The organism is Caulobacter sp. DWR1-3-2b1 (assembly GCF_049895765.1).
Lineage (GTDB): Bacteria > Pseudomonadota > Alphaproteobacteria > Caulobacterales > Caulobacteraceae > Caulobacter.
The window spans coordinates 147,003-164,240 of the sequence record NZ_JAFCSZ010000007.1 but is presented as its reverse complement, the minus strand read 5'-3'; the positions used below and the strand labels follow the sequence as shown (position 1 = coordinate 164,240).

The window sequence follows — 17,238 nt, the reverse complement described above, 5'->3', positions numbered from 1 at the left end:
TCGCGACCGTCTTCTGGTTGATCCCGTGCCGCCCGGCCAGAGCCCTCAGGCTCTCTTGACTATGCTGTATCGCTCGACGGACCGCCTCAGTCGTGCGGGCGCTTCCGTGCAGTATCTGGTCCATAGTGCTTCCTTCCACTCGGCGGAAAAGATTGCACCATCAAAGCCCGGGACCAAACACCTAGCGGGTTAATATTTCGCCGTTATCCGAATATTACAATTGAAACTTGTATGTCTGCCCTTCTCGCGCGCGGCGAGCCGCTAAGCCGACAGCGCCGCGGGGGGAAGGCGCGTCCAGGGCTTCGCGCAGGGCAGGCTGGCGGGAGCGGCTGACGGGCAAGGGCGCGCCCTCGCTCAGGTGCAGTCGCCAGCGGTCACCGTCACGCTCCAGGCGCTGTACGTGGTCCAGATTGGCGATCACCGACCGGTGGATGCGCAGGAAGTTCGCCGGCAATTGGGTCGTCAGACCGTCCAAACGCGCGGCGTGCAGCAAGCTGCGGCCGCCCACCATTCGGAGCTCGACATAGTCGTCGGCCCCCAACACGGCCAGGATCTCGGCGATGGGCGCCAGCTCGACACCGCGCGCCGAGGCCACGGTCAGGCGGTCGGGGCGGCTGGCTGCGCGGGTCAGGGCGGCCTCGCGGCTGCGGTCTTCGCGACCCAGCCGCACCACTTCGACCGTCAGCAACGGCAGCACCAGACCGGCGGCCAGCAGGAAGAATGAGAGGTCCGCCAGCCATTCGGGAAACCCCAGGGCCACGGCCAGGAACAGCGCCAGATAGGCCAGGGTTGGCCGCGCCCCGGGGACGCGCCGACGCACGCCCGCTGCGGCCGGCAGGGCGGCGAGCGCCACCCCCAGGATCAGCGCCCAGACCGTTTTGACGTCGAAGCCCGGAAGCAGGGCCGTGGCGCCGACCACGCCGAGGGCCAGGCCGATCATCAGGCCGCAGGCCTTGGGCAAGAACCGGCCGGCGACATAGCTGACCAACAAAATCCCGAAGGCGGCCGCCAGCATCCAGATGGCGCTCATCCGCCACGCGTGCAGGGGATAGGCGTAGTCGAAGAGGGTGCGCAGGCTCTCAACGATGGCCTGCACGGCCGCGACCCCGGCCAGGGCGGCCAGGACCAGGCTGGACCCCGTGCGGCGCAGGGCGTGAATGACGCCAAAGCCGAACGCTGCGGCCAACAGGGCGCCGGCCGCCACGAAGGTGACGGCCAGCAGCGCGGGGCGCTGCGGATAGGGATAGGGGAAGACGCCGATCGCGCTCATCGGGCGGGCGAAACGCAGGCCGCCGTGGAATGACGACAGGCGCAGCACAAGCCTGTTCGCGCCGGGTCGCCACGCCGTCTCACGGATCGGAAACACCGCCTGGTAGCGCCCGGGGACCTCGTCCAGCGCGGTGGCGCCGGGACGGCCATTGACGCCAAGGCGCTGGCCGTTGAACCAGACCTCGGACGAAGCGACGCCCGCCATATAGAGGGCGCGCGGCCGAGTGTCGGTAGGGGCGCTGACAACGGACTGGATCCAGAGCTCGCGGCCTTGGGGATCGACGAAATCCTGGATCGGCCGGCAGTTGCTCAGCACCGGGCCGGCCGGGCCAGCCACGCCATGACAGGCCTGCCACGGCGTATCCGCGGCTCGGGCCACGGTCGTGAGGCCCGACAGGAGCAGGCCGAGAAGCAGGATTCGCCACATGGCCACACTCTAAGGCGCCGCTCGCCGAGATGCGCCGCCATTCGCCTACGCCCGGGCGCCATTGACCGGAGCGGCGTGGCTGACGGCGCCGGGAATGGCTCAGCTGTCGGCATGACCCATACCTCGCTCAATCGCCGCGCCCTGTTCGCCGCCGCCGGCCTCGCCCTTCCGGCCATGGCGTTTGCCCAGGCCCCCACCTCGACCTCCGGTCCGGCCCCCGCACTGGCGACTTCGCCGCCGCAGGCCGGCCCCTTCCGCTTCAAGGGCTGGCAGGGCCAGGAGACCGACGCCGAGTGGGGTTTCTTCGAGGTCCCCGAGGATCGCCGCGATCCCGGCTCGCGGAAGATCCGGCTGAGCTATGTCCGGTTCGCCTCGACGGCGGCCAAGCCCGGTCCCCCGATCATCTACCTGGCCGGCGGCCCCGGCGGCATGGGGACGAGGGCGGCGGCGGGACCGCGCTTTCCGATCTTCATGGCCCTGCGCGAGGTGGCCGACGTCATCGCCTTCGACCAGCGGGGCACGGGCCTGTCCAACGCCATCCCGAAACGGCCCGCCTTCACGGGTCCACCGCCAGAGTTCACGCAGGCCGGCCTGACGTCCTATTTTCGCTCGGAATTCCAGAGCGCCTGGGTCGACTGGACCAAGGCCGGCGTGGCCATGACCGGCTACAACACCGAACAGAACGCCGACGACATCGACGACCTTAGACGTCACCTGGGCGCCGAGAAGGTCGACCTCTGGGGCATCAGCTACGGCACGCACCTGGCGCTCAGCGCGCTGAAGCGGCACGGCGACCGGATCAATCGCGTGGCCCTGGCCAGCCTGGAGGGCCAGGATCAGACCGTGAAGCGGCCGGCCCAGACCGACGCGCTCCTGCGCCACGTAGACACCCTGCTGGGCGCCGACCCTGTCGCCCGCGCGGCCGTGCCGGACCTGCCGGCCCTGATGCGCCGCGTACACATCAGGCTGGAGGCGCAGCCGATCGCGACCAAGGTCAAGCTGAACGGCGCGCCCGGCGAGATCAAGGCGGGCGGCTTCCTGATCCAGTTGCTGGCCGGCGGGCTGATCGCCAATCCCAACACCCTGTCCATGTTGCCCGGCCTGTACCTGGCTCTCGACGCGGGGAAGACGGACATGCTGGCGCCGTTCCTGGGCGATGTCGCCGACTGGCTGAGCGTGACCGGCATGCCCGAGGCCACGGATCTGGCGTCCGGGATCTCGCCGGGCCGGCTGGCCCTGGTGCGGCGCGAGGCGCAGACCGCCGTGCTGGGCGAGGCGCTGAACTTCCCGATGCCGCAACTGCTGGGTGCGGTCCCGGGCGTCGACCTGGGCGAAGGCTTCCGGGCCTCGATCCGCATCGACCATCCCGCCCTGCTGGTCGCCGGAACACTGGACGGCCGTACGCTGCTGCCCGAGCAGGACGAGGTGGCCGCCCAGTTCCAGCGCAGGTCGCGGGTGATCGTCGAGAACGCCGGCCACAACGTGTTCGAGGCCCATCCCGACGTGCAGACCCTGCTGGTGCGGTTCTTCCGCGGCGAGGCTGTGTCCGACACCCGGCTGAGCCTGCCGCCGCCGAAATTCCCGGTGGCGTGATCGGGCGAGGCGGCGCGAGGCCTGGAGGGGGCCGGTGGTCGGGCTAGCCCCTAGCTGCTATGGCAAAATCCATGCTGACCGACCCCTTCTTCTACGCCGTCGCCATCCCTGCGGTGATCCTGCTGGGCCTGGCCAAGGGCGGGTTCGCGGGGATCGGGGTGGTGGCGGTTCCGATGATGGCCCTGGCGGTGTCGCCGGTGCTGGCCGCCTCGATCGTCCTGCCGATCCTGATCGTCCAGGACGTCGTCAGCGTCTGGGCGTTCCGCAGGACCTGGGACAAGGGCCTGCTGAAACTGATGCTGCCAGCCGCCGCGGTCGGCATTTTCCTGGGCTGGGCGCTGGCGGCCTTCGTGTCGCCTGCGGCCGTCGAGCTGGCCGTGGGCCTGATCTCCATCGTCTTCGCCCTGCAGCGCCTGTGGGCCGAGTGGGCGGTCCAGGTCGCGACCCAGGCCGGAACCCAATCTTCCAAAGGGGGGGCGGGTCGGCCCTGGCTGGGCGTCCTGTGCGGCGTGGCGGCCGGCTTCACCAGCCAGATCGCTCACGCCGGCGGGCCGCCGTTCCAGATCTATGTGCTGCCGCGCCGCCTGCCCCGCGACACCTTTATTGGCACCAGCGCGATCTTCTTCGCCGTGGTGAACTGGATGAAGGTCCCGGCCTATATCACCCTAGGCCAGTTCACCCCCAAGGTGCTGGCTACCGCAGGCGTGCTGCTGCCCCTGGCCGTCGCTTCGACCTGGGCCGGGGTCTGGCTGGTGCGACGGGTTCCCGCCGAAGGCTTCTATCGTGTGATCTATGTCCTTTTGGTCGCGGTCGGCGGAAAGCTGGTCTTCGACGGGGCCATCGACCTGCTTTCCTGAGGACCGCTCGCCCTTTCGGCGCCATGATGTTCGTCGTTCTTACGTCACTCCATGCGTTTAGACTGAGCGCCATGACCGACATTACGACCCACTACCCGACCCCGGCCGCCAAGTGCGCTGACCTGATCGTCCATCTGGCCGGCCTGGCCTGCGCCCTGCTGGGCGGCGGCATCCTGCTGGGCCTGGCCTTCGGCATGGGCGACCTGCAGCAGGTGGCGGCGGTGTCGGTCTATACGGTCGGCCTGATCCTGATGCTGTCGCTTTCGACGGCCTACAATTTCGCCAAGGCCCGCTGGCGGCCGCTGCTGCGCCGCTTCGACCATGCCGGCATCTTCATCATGATCGCCGCCTCCTACACGCCCTTCACCACCCAGAACCTGTCCGGCTGGTGGGCCATCGGCATGACCACGGCGGTCTGGACCGTCGCGGGGATCGGCGTGCTGGCCAAGCTGTTCCTGCCCGGGCTCGACAAGCGGTTCTGGGTCGGCCTCTACCTGGCGCTGGGCTGGCTCGTTTTGGTCGCCATCAAGCCGATGATCGAGGGTCTGTCCTGGCCGGCCCTGCTGCTGCTGGCCATCGGCGGCGTGGTCTATTCAACCGGCACCATCTTCTACCTGATGCGTCGCCTGAAGTTCCGCCGCGCCATCTGGCATGGCCATGTGGTGGGCGGCGCGGGCCTGCACTACGCCGCCGTGCTGGTCGGGGTTGTCCTGGCCGGCGGCGCCCACGGGTGAGACCGGCTTGAACGACCCCGTCGACAACACCCGGATCACGATCCAGGGCTTTTTTCGCGACCGCAAACTGCCTGACCCGCTGAAGGGCAAGCGCCTGACCGCGCCACCGGCCGACACCCTGGCCGACATCGTCGGCTTCCCGGGCGTGCGCCTGACCGTGGATCAGGCCGACCAGGCCCTGAACGCCGTCGCCAACCGCCTGGCCCCGACCCGCTCGCTGCTGGGCCGCGACGACTTCAACATCCTGGCCCTGTCGGGCGGCGCGTCCGGCGGAGCCTTCGGCGCGGGCGTGCTGACGGGCCTGTCCAAGGCCGGCACGCGGCCCGAATTCGCTATTGTCACGGGGGTCAGCACCGGCGCCCTGATCGCGCCCCTGGCCTTCCTGGGCTCGGCCTGGGACGAGCGGCTGACCGACGCCTATGTCGGCGGCCACGCGGCCGAGCTGTTCAGCATCAAGGGTTTCGCCGGTCTCGGTCCCAGCCTGTTCAAGGGCGAGGGCCTGGACGCCCTGGTCTCGCCGTTCATCGACGAGGTGGTGATCAATGCCGTGGCCCGCGAGCACGCCCGGGGTCGCCGCCTGCTGATCGCCACCACCAATCTCGACAGCCAGAAGGCCACCATCTGGGACATGGGCGCCATCGCAGCCAAGGGCGGCGAGGCTTCGGTGCGCCTGTTCCGCGATGTGCTGATCGCCTCGGCCACGGTGCCCGGCCTGTTCCCGCCCAAACTGTTCGACGTCGAGGCCGCCGGCGTCCGGCACCAGGAGATGCATGTGGACGGCGGCGTGGCCGCACCGCTGTTCCTGATGCCGGACGCCCTGCTGCACTGGCGCAATCTGGGCGAGCGCCTGCGTCGCGGACGGGTCTATGTGATCGTCAATACCGTGCTGGAACCCTCGCCCCGCTCGACCCCGCCGGGCGTGGCCTCGATCATGGGCCGCAGCTTCGAGACCATGCTGCGGTTCTCTTACAGGCAGGCGCTGAGCCTGGCCTCGGGCTTCTGCGCGCGCCACAACCTGCCGCTCAGTGTCGCCTCGATCCCGTCGAGCTTCGACCACCTGAACATGCTGAAATTCGACACCGCGACAATGCGCGCCATCTTCGACGAGGCCGAGCGTCTGGCTGGGGTCAACGCCATCTGGTCCAGCCCGTCAGCCGAACCGACCGGCTGGCGCGGCCTGTTCAAGCGCCAGACCGCTCGGGCCGACATTACCCCAGGACCTGCCGACACCCTGGAATAGCCGGCCCTCCCATTCGGGGCCTGCTCAGGGGGCCGCTCCCGGGAGCGTGGGTATGCCCTGTTTCTCAACTGCGGAAAGCGAGCGCGCGACAAACTCGCCTTGATCGACTTTCCCATCGCTGTTTGCGTCGTGATGGGTGATCCACCTTTGCACGCCGTCAGCCATCGGCTTGAGCAGAAAGCCTTCCTTGCCGTCGCTGCGAGGCATCCGCTCCATCGCTGCGGGCGCCTCACTCAATTCAACGAAGCCCGACCGGTCTCGGTCGAGCTGACTGAAGCTTCTTTCAAGGAACGACAAAGCCTGGACGCGGGTCGCACCCTGGGGTTCGGTTTGCGCGGCGAATAGAGTCGCGGCGGCGATGATCAGAATGCTCATGGCGGCGATACCTCCGAGGATCAGATGACTGCGTTGCCGCCGCATTGTGCGGAGGTCGCCATCCGCCTCGCCCGAATCCCCTTGCGGAGATAGGTCCCAAATATGGGGTACCATGTTCTGGTACCTTCGCTCATGCGCGACCAGCAGCCTCGCCGCCACGAGGGACGATGTCACGCCAAGCTTAGCACGCGCCATCTTGAGGCGCTTTTCCACAGCATGCGGCGAGATGCCCAAGTCCATGGCTATCTCCTTCGCCGTCTGCGGCTGGAGACGTCGGCGAAGGCAATCGCGCTCGTTTCTGGTCAACCGCTCGATAGCCGTCGCTTGCTCATCCATCCTGATCTCGCAAGCGAACCCAAGCGGCCGAATGCGCGGCCCGACGGCCTGACTCTGCTTGAGCGCACGACGACTGTCTACTTTGTAAGGACACCACCGTCAGGCGGGCAGAATTTAGGCCTTCTTGAGGTGACGGGCGCGCAGCTTCTCGACGTTGGGTGGGTCGCTGCGGAAGTCGGACGCCAGGCCCAGACGCGCATTGCACGACGGGCAGCGGACATGGTCCTCGTCGGTCAGATCCGGCGAGGGATCGAAGCGCGTGCCGCACGGTTTGCACTTCCAGTCGCCCACGGCTTGAGGCGGTGGGGGTAGCGGCTCGGGCGCGGAGAAGCGCGCCGGGCGCGCGATGCGCTCCAGCGGTTTCGGACCCCCAGGAGCGGCGATACCGCTCTTCAGGCTCAGGATCTTGCGGCGAGGAGGCTCGCTGTCGGTCATGACGTCGGTCGGCTCGTGGATAGGACCGGCGCTAGCTGCATGATCGCGGCGCGAAACTCAAGCGCTCGCACGATATGTCTGCTTACCAATTCGGCTTCAGGCTGAACGACAGGGCGACCATCGAGTCTTTCTGGGTCGCCATGCCCATGATGACGTCCTTGGCCTTCATCTCGCGATGGATATAGCCGACCGAGGCCTGCATCGGGCCTTTGCGCCAAGCCACGCCCGCCTGGGCGTCGCCGATCAACTTGCTGTTGACGTCCGTGCTCATGCCGGCCCGGCTCCAGTCGCCGTTCTGGCCGCGCAGCATGTTCAGGCCCACAGCCCGGCCGCTGGCGGCCGCGAACACGTACCAGCGTCCGCGCTGGCCAAAGGCCTCGTCGCCATCGCGCAGGCCAAGCGAGTCGCTGACCCGATCTTCGACGTTCTTGCCCAGGCGGACCGTGGCGCCGGCCTCGGCCGAACCGCCAGCGTCGCCGAAGCCAAAGCCCGCATGGGGTGAGAAATCCAGGGCGTACTTGCCGGCTTCCAGCTTGACCGCCGAGGGCCAGCCACGCGTCAGGGTGACGTCGATATTCTCGGCGTCGAAGGCCTGGCCGTCGGGCCGCACCAGACTCAGGGGCGCCACGGCGGCGTTACGGGCCACGGCGGCGACCGAGACGCGGACCGAGTCGACCGCGCCGCCATTGGTCTGACCGACCACGAAGGCGTTGGAGCGCCAGCTTACCGGCCCGCGGCCGTCATAGTAGCGGTCGGCGTCCAGCAGGCGCACATCGCCGAAGGTGGCTGCCGGCGAGAGGGCGAACGCGCCTTCGACCCTGGCTTCCGGTGAACCGATCTCGCGCGGCGCGAAGCCGGCCGCATCGACCGGCCTTGGATCACGCAGGCCAAGCTTCATCGGCTGGGCGGCGACGGCGGGGGCCAGCTTGAAACTGACAGGAGCGGGAGCGGCGGGCTTAGAGGCCTGTGCCTTGGGCGCCGCGAACGCGCAGATCGGCGCGCCGGTCATGACCACGGTCACGACCGTCAAGCAGAGCGCGGAAAGATCCATTCCTCTGAACCGCACGCGGATTCCCCAATCCCAATAGACCTGAGCCTACCCCGTAAATCGCGACTGTCTACCGCGACGTATGCTCACAGGGTGAACAGCGTGGACCCCAAAGAGTTCCTGAAACGCAAACGGCGGCGAAGCTTTTCGCTTCGCCGCCGCTTAACCATTTCGATTTTCATCCGCCTACTGGCAGGCGAGGCATTCCTCGTAGTCAGTCTTCTCGACGACATCGAAGCCACCGGTCGGCTCGACCGCGAACTCGGCGCCGGCATAGGAGGCCCTTTGCACCGACTTGGAGCGCAGATAGTACAGCGATTTGACGCCGCGCTCCCAGGCCTGCCAGTGCAGCATGTGCAGGTCCCACTTATCGACATCGCCCGGCAGGAAGATGTTGACCGACTGGCTCTGGCAGATTTCCGGGGTGCGGTCGGCGGCCAGTTCGACCACCCAGCGCTGATCCAGCTCGAAGGCGGTCTTGTAGACGTCCTTGTCGTCCTGGCTGAGGAAGTCCAGGTGCTGGACCGAGCCCTCGTTCTCCAAGATCGTGCCCCAGACGGCGTCGGTATTGTGGCCCTTTTCGTCGAGAAGCTTCTCGAGATAGGGGTTCTTGACGGCGAATGAGCCCGACAGGGTCTTGTGCGTGTAGATATTGGCCGGGATCGGCTCGATGCCGGCCGAGGTGCCACCGCAGATGATCGAGATCGAGGCGGTCGGGGCGATGGCCAGCTTGTGCGAGAAGCGCTCCATCGAGCCACGGTCGGCGGCGTCGGGGCACGGGCCCTTTTCCTCGCCAATGGCGATGCTGGCCTTGTCGGCCTCGCGGCGCAGGTGCTTGAACATCCGCATGTTCCAACTCTTGGCCAGGGCGCTCTCGAACGGCACGTTCTGGCTTTGCAGGAAGCTGTGGAAGCCCATCAGGCCCAGACCCACCGAACGCTCGCGCATGGCGGCATAGGCGGCGGTCGCAGCGGCGTCGGGCGCCCGATCGATGAAGTCCTGCAGGACGTTGTCAAGGAAGCGCATGATGTCCTCGATGAACATCGGATGGTCGCGCCATTCCAGGAACGTCTCGGCGTTCACGCTCGACAGGCAGCAAACCGCCGTGCGGTCGTTGCCCAGGTGGTCGACGCCGGTGTGCAGCATGATCTCGCTGCACAGGTTGGACTGGCGCACGCTCAGGCCCAGCTCGCGCTGGTGCGGCGCCATGGCGCGGTTCACGGTGTCGGAGAAGATCAGATAGGGCTCGCCGGTCTGCAGGCGCAGCTCCAGGACCTTCTGCCAAAGCGAGCGGGCGTCGACCTCACGCAGCACTTCATTGGTCTTGGGCGAGCGCAGGCCAAATTTCAGGCCGTCGCGCACCGCATGCATGAACTCGTCGCTGATCGAAATGCCGTGGTGCAGGTTCAGGGACTTGCGGTTGAAGTCGCCCGACGCCTTGCGGATTTCCAGGAACTCTTCGATTTCAGGGTGGTGGATGTCGAGATAGACGGCCGCCGAGCCGCGACGCAGGCTGCCCTGGCTGATCGCCAGGGTCAGGCTGTCCATGACGCGGATGAAGGGGATGATGCCACTGGTCTGGCCCTGACCCTTGACCTTCTCGCCGATCGAACGAACGCCGCCCCAGTAGGTGCCGATGCCGCCGCCATTGGCCGCCAGCCAGACGTTCTCGTTCCAGACGCTGAGGATGCCATCCAGGCTGTCTGAGACCGAGTTCAGGAAACAGGAGATCGGCAGGCCGCGCTCGGCGCCGCCATTGCTGAGCACAGGGGTCGAAGGCATGAACCACAGCTGGCTCATATAGTCGTAGACCCGCTGGGCGTGGTCGGCGTCGTCGGCGAAGGCCGTCGACACGCGCGCGAACATGTCCTGGTAGGACTCGCCCGGCAGCAGATAGCGATCTTCCAGAGTGGTCTTGCCGAAGTCGGTCAGCAGGGCGTCGCGCGAGCGATCGACCTCGACCTTACGCACCAGGGCCAGCCTGGGGCGCTCGGCCACCTTCATGCCCGCGGTGCGCGCCTTGGAAACTGGCTGAATCTTCGCCGCTTCACTGCCGTTCATGATCAAAATCCATAATCAATCAGCGTGTTCCGGAGAAGGGAACGCCCCGCCCAGCCGCTACATCTTGTGGCCGAGGAGCCCCCTCAGCCCACATATGGGGCCACAGTGGCTAATGACTCGTCAACGCCCCGCAGGCGAGTTTTTCGTTAACAAGCTGTGAACGGCGCGAACTTACCGGGCAGGATCAAGGGGTTGCCCAAGCGAACTTTTTTCAGCTGCGACAGACCGTCACAAGGCGCGCCAAGCGATCCGCCCCCGGACTTCGACATCCGCCCACAGTCTGGCCATAGGCGCCCTCAGGCGACCATCTGGCAGGCCTCTGAAGCTTTTCTCCAGCCATGGCCTCGCGGGCAGGCTTCAGGCCGGGAGCGGCCGGGTTCCGCGCCTTGCGCAGATCACCAAGGCGCAAAAGAAAAGGGCCCGGCGTCGCCGCCAGGCCCTTCCCAGATCGAGTTGATCCAGATCTTAGAAGTTGATCGAGATCGTGGAACGGCGGTTCAGCGGTTCCTTGACACCATCGCCAGTGGCGACGGCAGGAGCGCTTTCGCCCTTCCAGTCGACGGCCACAGCCGTCGAAGCGACGCCCAGACCGACGAGTGCGTCAGCAACAGCCTTTGCACGACGCTCCGACAGGCGGGCGTTGTACTTGGGCGAACCGGACGTGTCGGTGTGACCGACGATGACCAGCTTTGTCGCCTTGCCAGCGTTGGCGTAGTTCGCGGCTTCCGAAACCACCGACTGGGCTTCCGGCGTCAGCACGTACTGATCGAACGGGAAGTAGACGATGAATTCGCGGGCCTCATACGCCGGCGGAGGCGGCGGGGGAGGCGGCGGGGGCGGAGGCGGCGGGGGCGGCGGGGGCGGGGGCGGAGGCGGGGGCGGGGGCGGAGGCGGAGCGGCGAAGGAGTAACGGAGACCCACGGTCACCGATTGGTCCTTGTACTCGCCAGCGAACGCGCCGGGCTGCAGAGCGCCCGAACCTTGCGACACCCAGGTGTGATCGCTGGCGGCGCCGAGATAGCGATAGGTCAGGTCGACCTTCAGCTTATCGGTCGCCTTGATCGAGGCGCCGGCGATCAGCTGCCACGAGACAGCCAGATCGTCGTCGTCAACGGTCAGGTTTTGAATGGCGACATTGGCGGGCGTGACAGTGCCGACGCCGCTGAACTGGCCGAGCGTCTTGATGTCCAGACGGTTCAGGCCGACGCCCGCGCCGATGAAGGGGTTGATCCAGGCGTCCGGAGCGAAGTCGTAAAGGACGTTCGCCATCAGGGTCCAGGAGTCGATCGAGCCGTCCGGCGAGCCGCAACGCGGAGCGGCGGCAGTGCGGATCACGCCCGGGGTGCAGAGACCGCGGGGCTGCTGGCGCACGGCGTTGCCGCGGACCGAGGTCAGGTCGCCGGGGCGATAGCCGCCTTCGAGTTCAGCGCGCCAGTTCGGGGTGAACTGATAGCCGAGACGGACGAATCCGGTCCAGTCGCTGTCCGAGGCCCACTCGTAGTGATAGTGAGCGCCATCGGGAGCGTTGCGGTCGGACTCGGTCTTCAGACCGGTCGGCCAGTGATAGCCAAGATCGACCGCGCCGTACCAGCCGGTCTCTTGAGCGGATACGCCCGATGCGGCGCAAACCGCAGCCAGAGCGACCCCCGCCAGGAGTTTGAATTTCATATCAAGAGCCCTCTATTGCCCTGCTCCGGCCGAAAACGACCGAGCATCGTTATACCAAGGCGAACGTCCCGGGAAAGTGTCAGCAAAGCCACACTCGTCAGGTTTCGCTGACCTGGATATTCGCTCCAGGAAGCCAAACAAGACCGCCCACAAAATCAACTTCCGAGCGTATCGGCTGAAAATTTCCGCTGAGAGCGCCAGTTTGTTGGTTCGCACGTGAAACCCTGTCGCGCAAGGGCTTGCTGCATGAAAAGGTGACGCTTTGTCGCTGTTCGGCCACACCTTTGCTGTTCTTCGCGCGTCAGGGGAAGGTTGCCCGACTAATCGAGCTTGGTTCAATAACGCGCCATGGCCATGCCGGCGACGATCGGAACGAACAATCCGGGGGTGGAAGACTGGTCCACGCGCCTACCGCAACGAAGCGTCCCGCAGCCGGCGCCGCTTGCCGCCCAGGGCGTCCGGCCGGTTGAGGATCTTGCGGTACTCGTCGCGGCGCTCGTGGATCGAGGCGATGACCAAGCCCATCGGCACGCCGATATCGACCAGCACGGCTTCCGACATTTGCAGACTGGCCTCGATGGTCTCAGGCACGACGTCGGTGGCGCCAAGCTCATAGAGTCGGGCGGCGTGGCGAGCGTCACGGGCGCGGGCGACGATGGCCAGCTCCGGCCGAGCGCCCCGGACGGCGGCGACCACCGCCTCGGCGGCTTCCGGCGCGTCCATGGTCACGACCACAGCCCTGGCTGTGGCCAGGCCGCAGCGCTCCAGCAGTTCCAGACGCGAGGCGTCGCCATAATAGATGCGGCTGCCGTCGCGCCGCCCCTGCTCGACCAGGCGCGCATCGCGCTCGACGGCGGTCCATGGCAGGGCGTGGCGGTTCAGCATTTCGGCGACCAGCTTGCCGACCCGGCCATAGCCGACCACCAGCACCTGGCCCTCAGGTTCGGGATCCAGGCGATCGGCGGCGGGCTTGGGGGCTTCGGAGGTCTGGGTGCTGGACTTGCGACCGAACCGCGCGCCGATCGCCGACAGGGCCGGGATCAGGAACATGGTCAGGGTGGCCGAGACCAGCACCGCCTGGCCGATGTCGCGCGGCACCACCTGCGCGCCCATGGCGTTGTCGAGAACCACGAAGGCGAACTCGCCGCCGGCCGCCAGGATCAGCGCCGCTTCGGCCGAGGCCTTGACGCCCAACCGCATGGCCATGCCGCCGGCGAACACGATAACGCCCTTCACCACCAGCAGGCCCAGGGCGACGCCCAGGATCAGCACCGGATTGGCGAACAGCAGCGACAGGTCCAGGCGGATGCCCAGCGACACGAAGAACAGGCTGAGCAGCAGGCCTTTGAAGGGCTCGATCTTGACCTCGACCTCGTGGCGATACTCGGTCTCGGCCAGCAGCACCCCGGCCACGAAGGCGCCCAGCGCCATCGACAGGCCCGAGAGGGCGCTGACCATGCCCGCGCCGATGATCACCAGCAGGCAGGCTGCCATGAACATCTCTTCGCTCTTGGCCTTGGCGACAGACTTCAGCATCGGTCGCAAGACGAGGCGACCAACCAGCACCAAGGCGCCCAGGCCCAGGGCGGCGGGGATCAAGGTCGCCAAATCCTTGAGCGCAAAGGCCCCGTCGCCGCGCCCCAGGATGGTCAGGGTGATCAGGACCGGGGCCACGGCCAGATCCTGGAACAGCAGCACCGAGAAGGTAGCCCTGCCGCCCTCGGAATGCAGACGTTGCCGCTCGGCCAGCACCGGCACGGCGATGGCGGTCGAGGACAGGGTCAAGGCCGCGCCGATAGCCAGGGCGGCGACCGGGGGCTGGCCCAGGGCCATGGCCAGCAGGCCAAGCACGACCGAACAGCCGATCATCTGCAGAGCGCCCAGGCCGAAGACCAGCTTGCGCATCAGGCGCAGCCGCTCCCACGACAGCTCCAACCCGATCATGAACAGCAGAAAGACGACGCCAAACTCGGCCAGCTGGGCGATTTCGTCAGGATTGTCGACGGTGATGTAGTCGAGCCAGGGCGCGACGTGGATGAAGCGGCCCAGGCCGAAGGGACCCAGGATCACTCCGGCCAGCAGGAAGCCGAGGATGGGGTTGATCTTCAGGCGCTGGAACAGGGGCGCGACGATGCCGGCGGTCGCCAGGAACAGGACCAGGTCCTTGTAGCTCTCCGGTGAAACCTCGTGCGGCACGCGCCCTCCTCTTCAAGTTTCCGTCTAACTCGCCGCTTTCAGTCTCACGCCGGCTCCGGCCTCGTCGGCCGCGATCAGCGTCACCCCGCCCGCCTCCAACGCCTCGATGAGCAGGCGTTCGGTGCTATGATGCAAGGCGTGACGCTCGGTCTCGAAGTCCTTGACCGTGCTGCGTGACACGCCCGCCCGATCGGCGAGCTCGCCCTGGGACCATTTGAGCAGGCCCCGGGCGCCCCGGCACTGGGCCGGCAAAAGAATTTTTGCGTGTGGCATCTGACGAGTCTAGACGATTTCGCCCATATTGGTTGAATACGACCGAAAACGGTGATAGTCAAGGTGTCGCCCTTGGCAGCGCCGCAATGTGAACCAGCCCCCTTAAGTAACCGCGCGTCCTGCGGCCTTGGCCAGGCTCGATTGACCGTGCGGCGCTTCCGCCATAGTCACCCGATCATGCGCGCCCGCCTTGGACAGTTCCGAGCCCTGCTCGCCGCTTTCGCGGCGATGCTGGCCATGCTCGCCCAGGCTCTGACGCCGGCCGCAGCCATGGCCCACGACCTGCGTGAAAGCGGCTCGACCATCGTCATCTGCTCGGCCGAGGGCTCCAGGGTCGTCATTCTCGACGATGACGGCTCGGTCCGCACGGCCCCCGCCAAGACCTTCATGGGCCTGAAGTGCTCCAACTGTGTCGGCCCGACCCTGGCCGTCACGCCGGACGTCCCGGTTCCGGCCTTCACCACAGTTCGCTACGCGCAGGCCGTCGAGACTGTCCTCGTCCGCGTGCTGGGCGTACGCGGCCACGCCCGCGCGCCGCCACGTCCTCCCGGCCAAGGCCCACCCGCCATCCTGAACACCTGACCCTCCCCGCGTTACGGCCCTGCCGTAGCGCGCCTTGTCACGTTTTCAGGATTTTCAGTTCCATGACTTTCAAGTTTCGCCGTGCCCTTCTGCTGGGCGCCGCCGGCCTCTGTCTAGGGTTCGCGGCCCTTCCTCCCGCAGCAGGGGCCGAAGACCAGACCCGCCTCGACTCCGTTCTCGTCACCGCCCGCCCCGATCCGGAAGACCCGCCCGCCGTGGCCCAGGCCCGCAAGCGCCTGTCGGAAACCCCCGGCGCCGTGGCGGTGATCTCGTCGGAGGCCTATGCCAACCGCTTCGCCGTCGGTCTCAATGACACTGTCCGCGACGTGCCCGGCGTGTACGCCCAGAAGAAGTTCGCCGAGGATACGCGCCTGTCGATCCGGGGCTCGGGCATCGGCAACTCCAGCCACAATCGCGGAACCTTGCTGGCCCAGGACGGCGTGCCCCTGAACGAGGCCGACGGCTATGGCGACTTTCAGCTGATCGACCCGCTGCTGGCCCGCTACACCGAGGTTTACAAGGGCGGCAACGCCCTGCGCTTCGGCGGCGCCCTGCTGGGGGGAGCGATCAATTTCGTCACCCCTACGGGCAAGACCGCCGGGGCCGACAATCTGCTCCGCGTCGAGGGTGGCTCATTCGGGACGGCCCGCGTGCATGGCGAGATCGCCCGGCGCTCGGGCGATACCGATGTCTTCGTCGGCGCCACCCTGCTTAACGCCGACGGTTGGCGCCAGCAGAGCAACAGCTCGACCGCCCGCCTGTCGGCCAATATCGGACACAGCTTCGGCCAGGACCGCGAGGTTCGGCTCTATGTCAGCGGCGCCGACCTGAAACAGCAAATCGCCGGCGCGCTCACCCAGTCTCAGGCGCTGAACAGCCCAACGAAGGCCACAGCCGCCAATCTCGCGAACAATTACGGGCGCAACATGCGCAATGCCCGCGCCAGCCTGCAGACCACCTGGCGTCTCTCGGAGACTGCGGTCTTCGAGGGCGGCGTCCATGGCGCCTGGCGCGATTTGGACCACCCGATCTTCCAGATTGTCGACCAGGAGAGCCGCAACTTCGGCGCCTTTGGAAGACTGGACTGGACCGGTCAGATCGCCGGCCACGAGGCCGACCTGTTTGCGGGCGTCTCGTACCGGATCGGCGACCTGGACGCCCGCCAGTGGCTGAACCTGCGCGGCTCCAAGGGCGCAGCCCAGGCCTTCTCACGCCAGAACGCCGAAGCGCTGGATGTCTTCGCCGAGGGCCGGTTCTTCGTCACGCCCCGCGTCGCCCTGGTGGCCGGCGCCACCTATGGAACCGCTCAGCGCGACTACCGCGCCTACAAGCTGCCCGGCGTCGCGACCAGTTTCGATCTGGCCGCCAGCCGCGACCATGACTGGCTGGCGCCGCGCATCGGCCTGCTGTTCCAGGTCGATCAGGACAGCCAGATGTTCGCCAACCTGACCCGCTCGGTCGAGCCCCCCAATTTCGGCGCCTATTCGCCCAGCGCCGCCGCGGGTTTCGCCTCCGTCGTTCCGCAAAAGGCCTGGACCGGCGAGATCGGCGCGCGCGGTCGCAAGGGCGCGTTCGCTTGGGACATCGCCGCCTATCGCGCCGAGATCGAAGGCGAACTGCTGAGCTTCGTCGTCGATCCCGCCCACCCGGCGGCCACCTTCAACGCCGACGAGACGGTTCATCAGGGGGTTGAGGCGGGCCTGGACTGGCGCTTCTCCAAGCGCGTGCGCCTGCGCCACACCTATGCCTGGTCGGACTTCCACTTTGAAGGCGACGCCCAGTACGGCGACAACGCCCTGCCCGTCGTGCCTGAGCACCTGTATCGCGCCGAGCTGAAATACGAGCACCCGGCCGGCTGGTTCGTGGCCCCGGCCATCGAGTGGTCGCCGCGCGGCCCGTTCATCGACTATCGCAACAAGGTCCGCAGCCCCGACTACGCCATCGCCTCGCTGGGGGCGGGCTATACACGCGATGGGGTGACGGTGTTCCTCGACGCGCGCAATCTGCTCGACAAGCGCTATGTCGCCACCGTCAATCCGCTGGCCAATCCGGCCTCGGTCACGGCGGCGACCATCGAAAACACGGCCGCCTTCTGGCCGGGCGACGGCCGCGGCGTTTTCGTCGGCGTCTCGGGCAAGTTCTAG

The 17,238-nt window shown here is 67.2% G+C and carries 14 protein-coding genes and 1 pseudogene; 6 read left to right on the top strand and 9 right to left on the bottom strand.

Annotated elements, in window-relative coordinates:
• A pseudogene (locus tag ACP69S_RS09565) lies at positions 1 to 124 on the bottom strand (IS481 family transposase); the annotation flags it as partial.
• A 90-nt stretch (positions 125 to 214) separates the two neighbouring features.
• Positions 215 to 1,696, bottom strand: coding sequence for a LytR/AlgR family response regulator transcription factor (locus tag ACP69S_RS09560; RefSeq protein WP_425996587.1), 1,482 nt, complete (start codon positions 1,694 to 1,696; stop codon positions 215 to 217).
• Positions 1,697 to 1,807: 111 nt separating this feature from the next.
• Between ACP69S_RS09560 and ACP69S_RS09555 the strand changes: the two genes are divergently transcribed.
• The 4 genes from ACP69S_RS09555 to ACP69S_RS09540 all read left to right on the top strand — a co-directional run bounded on the left by ACP69S_RS09555 (position 1,808) and on the right by ACP69S_RS09540 (position 6,120).
• Positions 1,808 to 3,289: an alpha/beta fold hydrolase gene (locus ACP69S_RS09555; protein WP_425996606.1), complete on the top strand. Its 1,482-nt coding sequence runs from the start codon at positions 1,808 to 1,810 to the stop codon at positions 3,287 to 3,289.
• 71 nt (positions 3,290 to 3,360) lie between these two features.
• A complete protein-coding gene (locus ACP69S_RS09550; RefSeq protein WP_425996585.1) occupies positions 3,361 to 4,146 on the top strand; it encodes a sulfite exporter TauE/SafE family protein in 786 nt (261 codons plus the stop codon).
• Between the two features lie 71 nt (positions 4,147 to 4,217).
• Positions 4,218 to 4,880, top strand: a complete 663-nt coding sequence (trhA, locus tag ACP69S_RS09545; RefSeq protein ID WP_425996583.1) for a PAQR family membrane homeostasis protein TrhA — start codon at positions 4,218 to 4,220, stop codon at positions 4,878 to 4,880.
• A gap of 7 nt (positions 4,881 to 4,887) precedes the next feature.
• Complete coding sequence (locus ACP69S_RS09540; protein WP_425996581.1) at positions 4,888 to 6,120, top strand: patatin-like phospholipase family protein; 1,233 nt, start codon at positions 4,888 to 4,890, stop codon at positions 6,118 to 6,120.
• Positions 6,121 to 6,144: 24 nt separating this feature from the next.
• Here ACP69S_RS09540 and ACP69S_RS09535 read toward each other — a convergent pair whose 3' ends face one another.
• The 7 genes from ACP69S_RS09535 to ACP69S_RS09505 all read right to left on the bottom strand — a co-directional run bounded on the left by ACP69S_RS09535 (position 6,145) and on the right by ACP69S_RS09505 (position 14,512).
• Positions 6,145 to 6,831: a LuxR C-terminal-related transcriptional regulator gene (locus tag ACP69S_RS09535; RefSeq protein WP_425996579.1), complete on the bottom strand. Its 687-nt coding sequence runs from the start codon at positions 6,829 to 6,831 to the stop codon at positions 6,145 to 6,147.
• A 114-nt stretch (positions 6,832 to 6,945) separates the two neighbouring features.
• On the bottom strand, positions 6,946 to 7,266 hold the full coding sequence (locus ACP69S_RS09530) for a hypothetical protein (protein ID WP_425996577.1): 321 nt from the start codon (positions 7,264 to 7,266) through the stop codon (positions 6,946 to 6,948).
• A gap of 82 nt (positions 7,267 to 7,348) precedes the next feature.
• A complete protein-coding gene (locus tag ACP69S_RS09525; RefSeq protein WP_425996604.1) occupies positions 7,349 to 8,287 on the bottom strand; it encodes a lipid A-modifier LpxR family protein in 939 nt (312 codons plus the stop codon).
• 213 nt (positions 8,288 to 8,500) lie between these two features.
• The gene (locus tag ACP69S_RS09520; RefSeq protein ID WP_425996576.1) at positions 8,501 to 10,381 is read right to left on the bottom strand and encodes a ribonucleoside-diphosphate reductase subunit alpha; all 1,881 of its coding nucleotides are present in this window, start codon (positions 10,379 to 10,381) and stop codon (positions 8,501 to 8,503) included.
• A 459-nt stretch (positions 10,382 to 10,840) separates the two neighbouring features.
• The gene (locus ACP69S_RS09515; protein ID WP_425996574.1) at positions 10,841 to 12,043 is read right to left on the bottom strand and encodes an outer membrane beta-barrel protein; all 1,203 of its coding nucleotides are present in this window, start codon (positions 12,041 to 12,043) and stop codon (positions 10,841 to 10,843) included.
• A 408-nt stretch (positions 12,044 to 12,451) separates the two neighbouring features.
• Positions 12,452 to 14,239 carry a cation:proton antiporter gene (locus ACP69S_RS09510; RefSeq protein ID WP_425996572.1) on the bottom strand — a complete coding sequence of 596 codons (1,788 nt, stop codon included), beginning with the start codon at positions 14,237 to 14,239 and terminating at the stop codon, positions 12,452 to 12,454.
• A 24-nt stretch (positions 14,240 to 14,263) separates the two neighbouring features.
• On the bottom strand, positions 14,264 to 14,512 hold the full coding sequence (locus ACP69S_RS09505; protein WP_425996571.1) for a helix-turn-helix domain-containing protein: 249 nt from the start codon (positions 14,510 to 14,512) through the stop codon (positions 14,264 to 14,266).
• Between the two features lie 177 nt (positions 14,513 to 14,689).
• Between ACP69S_RS09505 and ACP69S_RS09500 the strand changes: the two genes are divergently transcribed.
• Positions 14,690 to 15,094 carry a DUF2946 family protein gene (locus tag ACP69S_RS09500; protein WP_425996569.1) on the top strand — a complete coding sequence of 135 codons (405 nt, stop codon included), beginning with the start codon at positions 14,690 to 14,692 and terminating at the stop codon, positions 15,092 to 15,094.
• A gap of 62 nt (positions 15,095 to 15,156) precedes the next feature.
• A complete protein-coding gene (locus ACP69S_RS09495) occupies positions 15,157 to 17,238 on the top strand; it encodes a TonB-dependent receptor family protein (RefSeq protein ID WP_425996567.1) in 2,082 nt (693 codons plus the stop codon).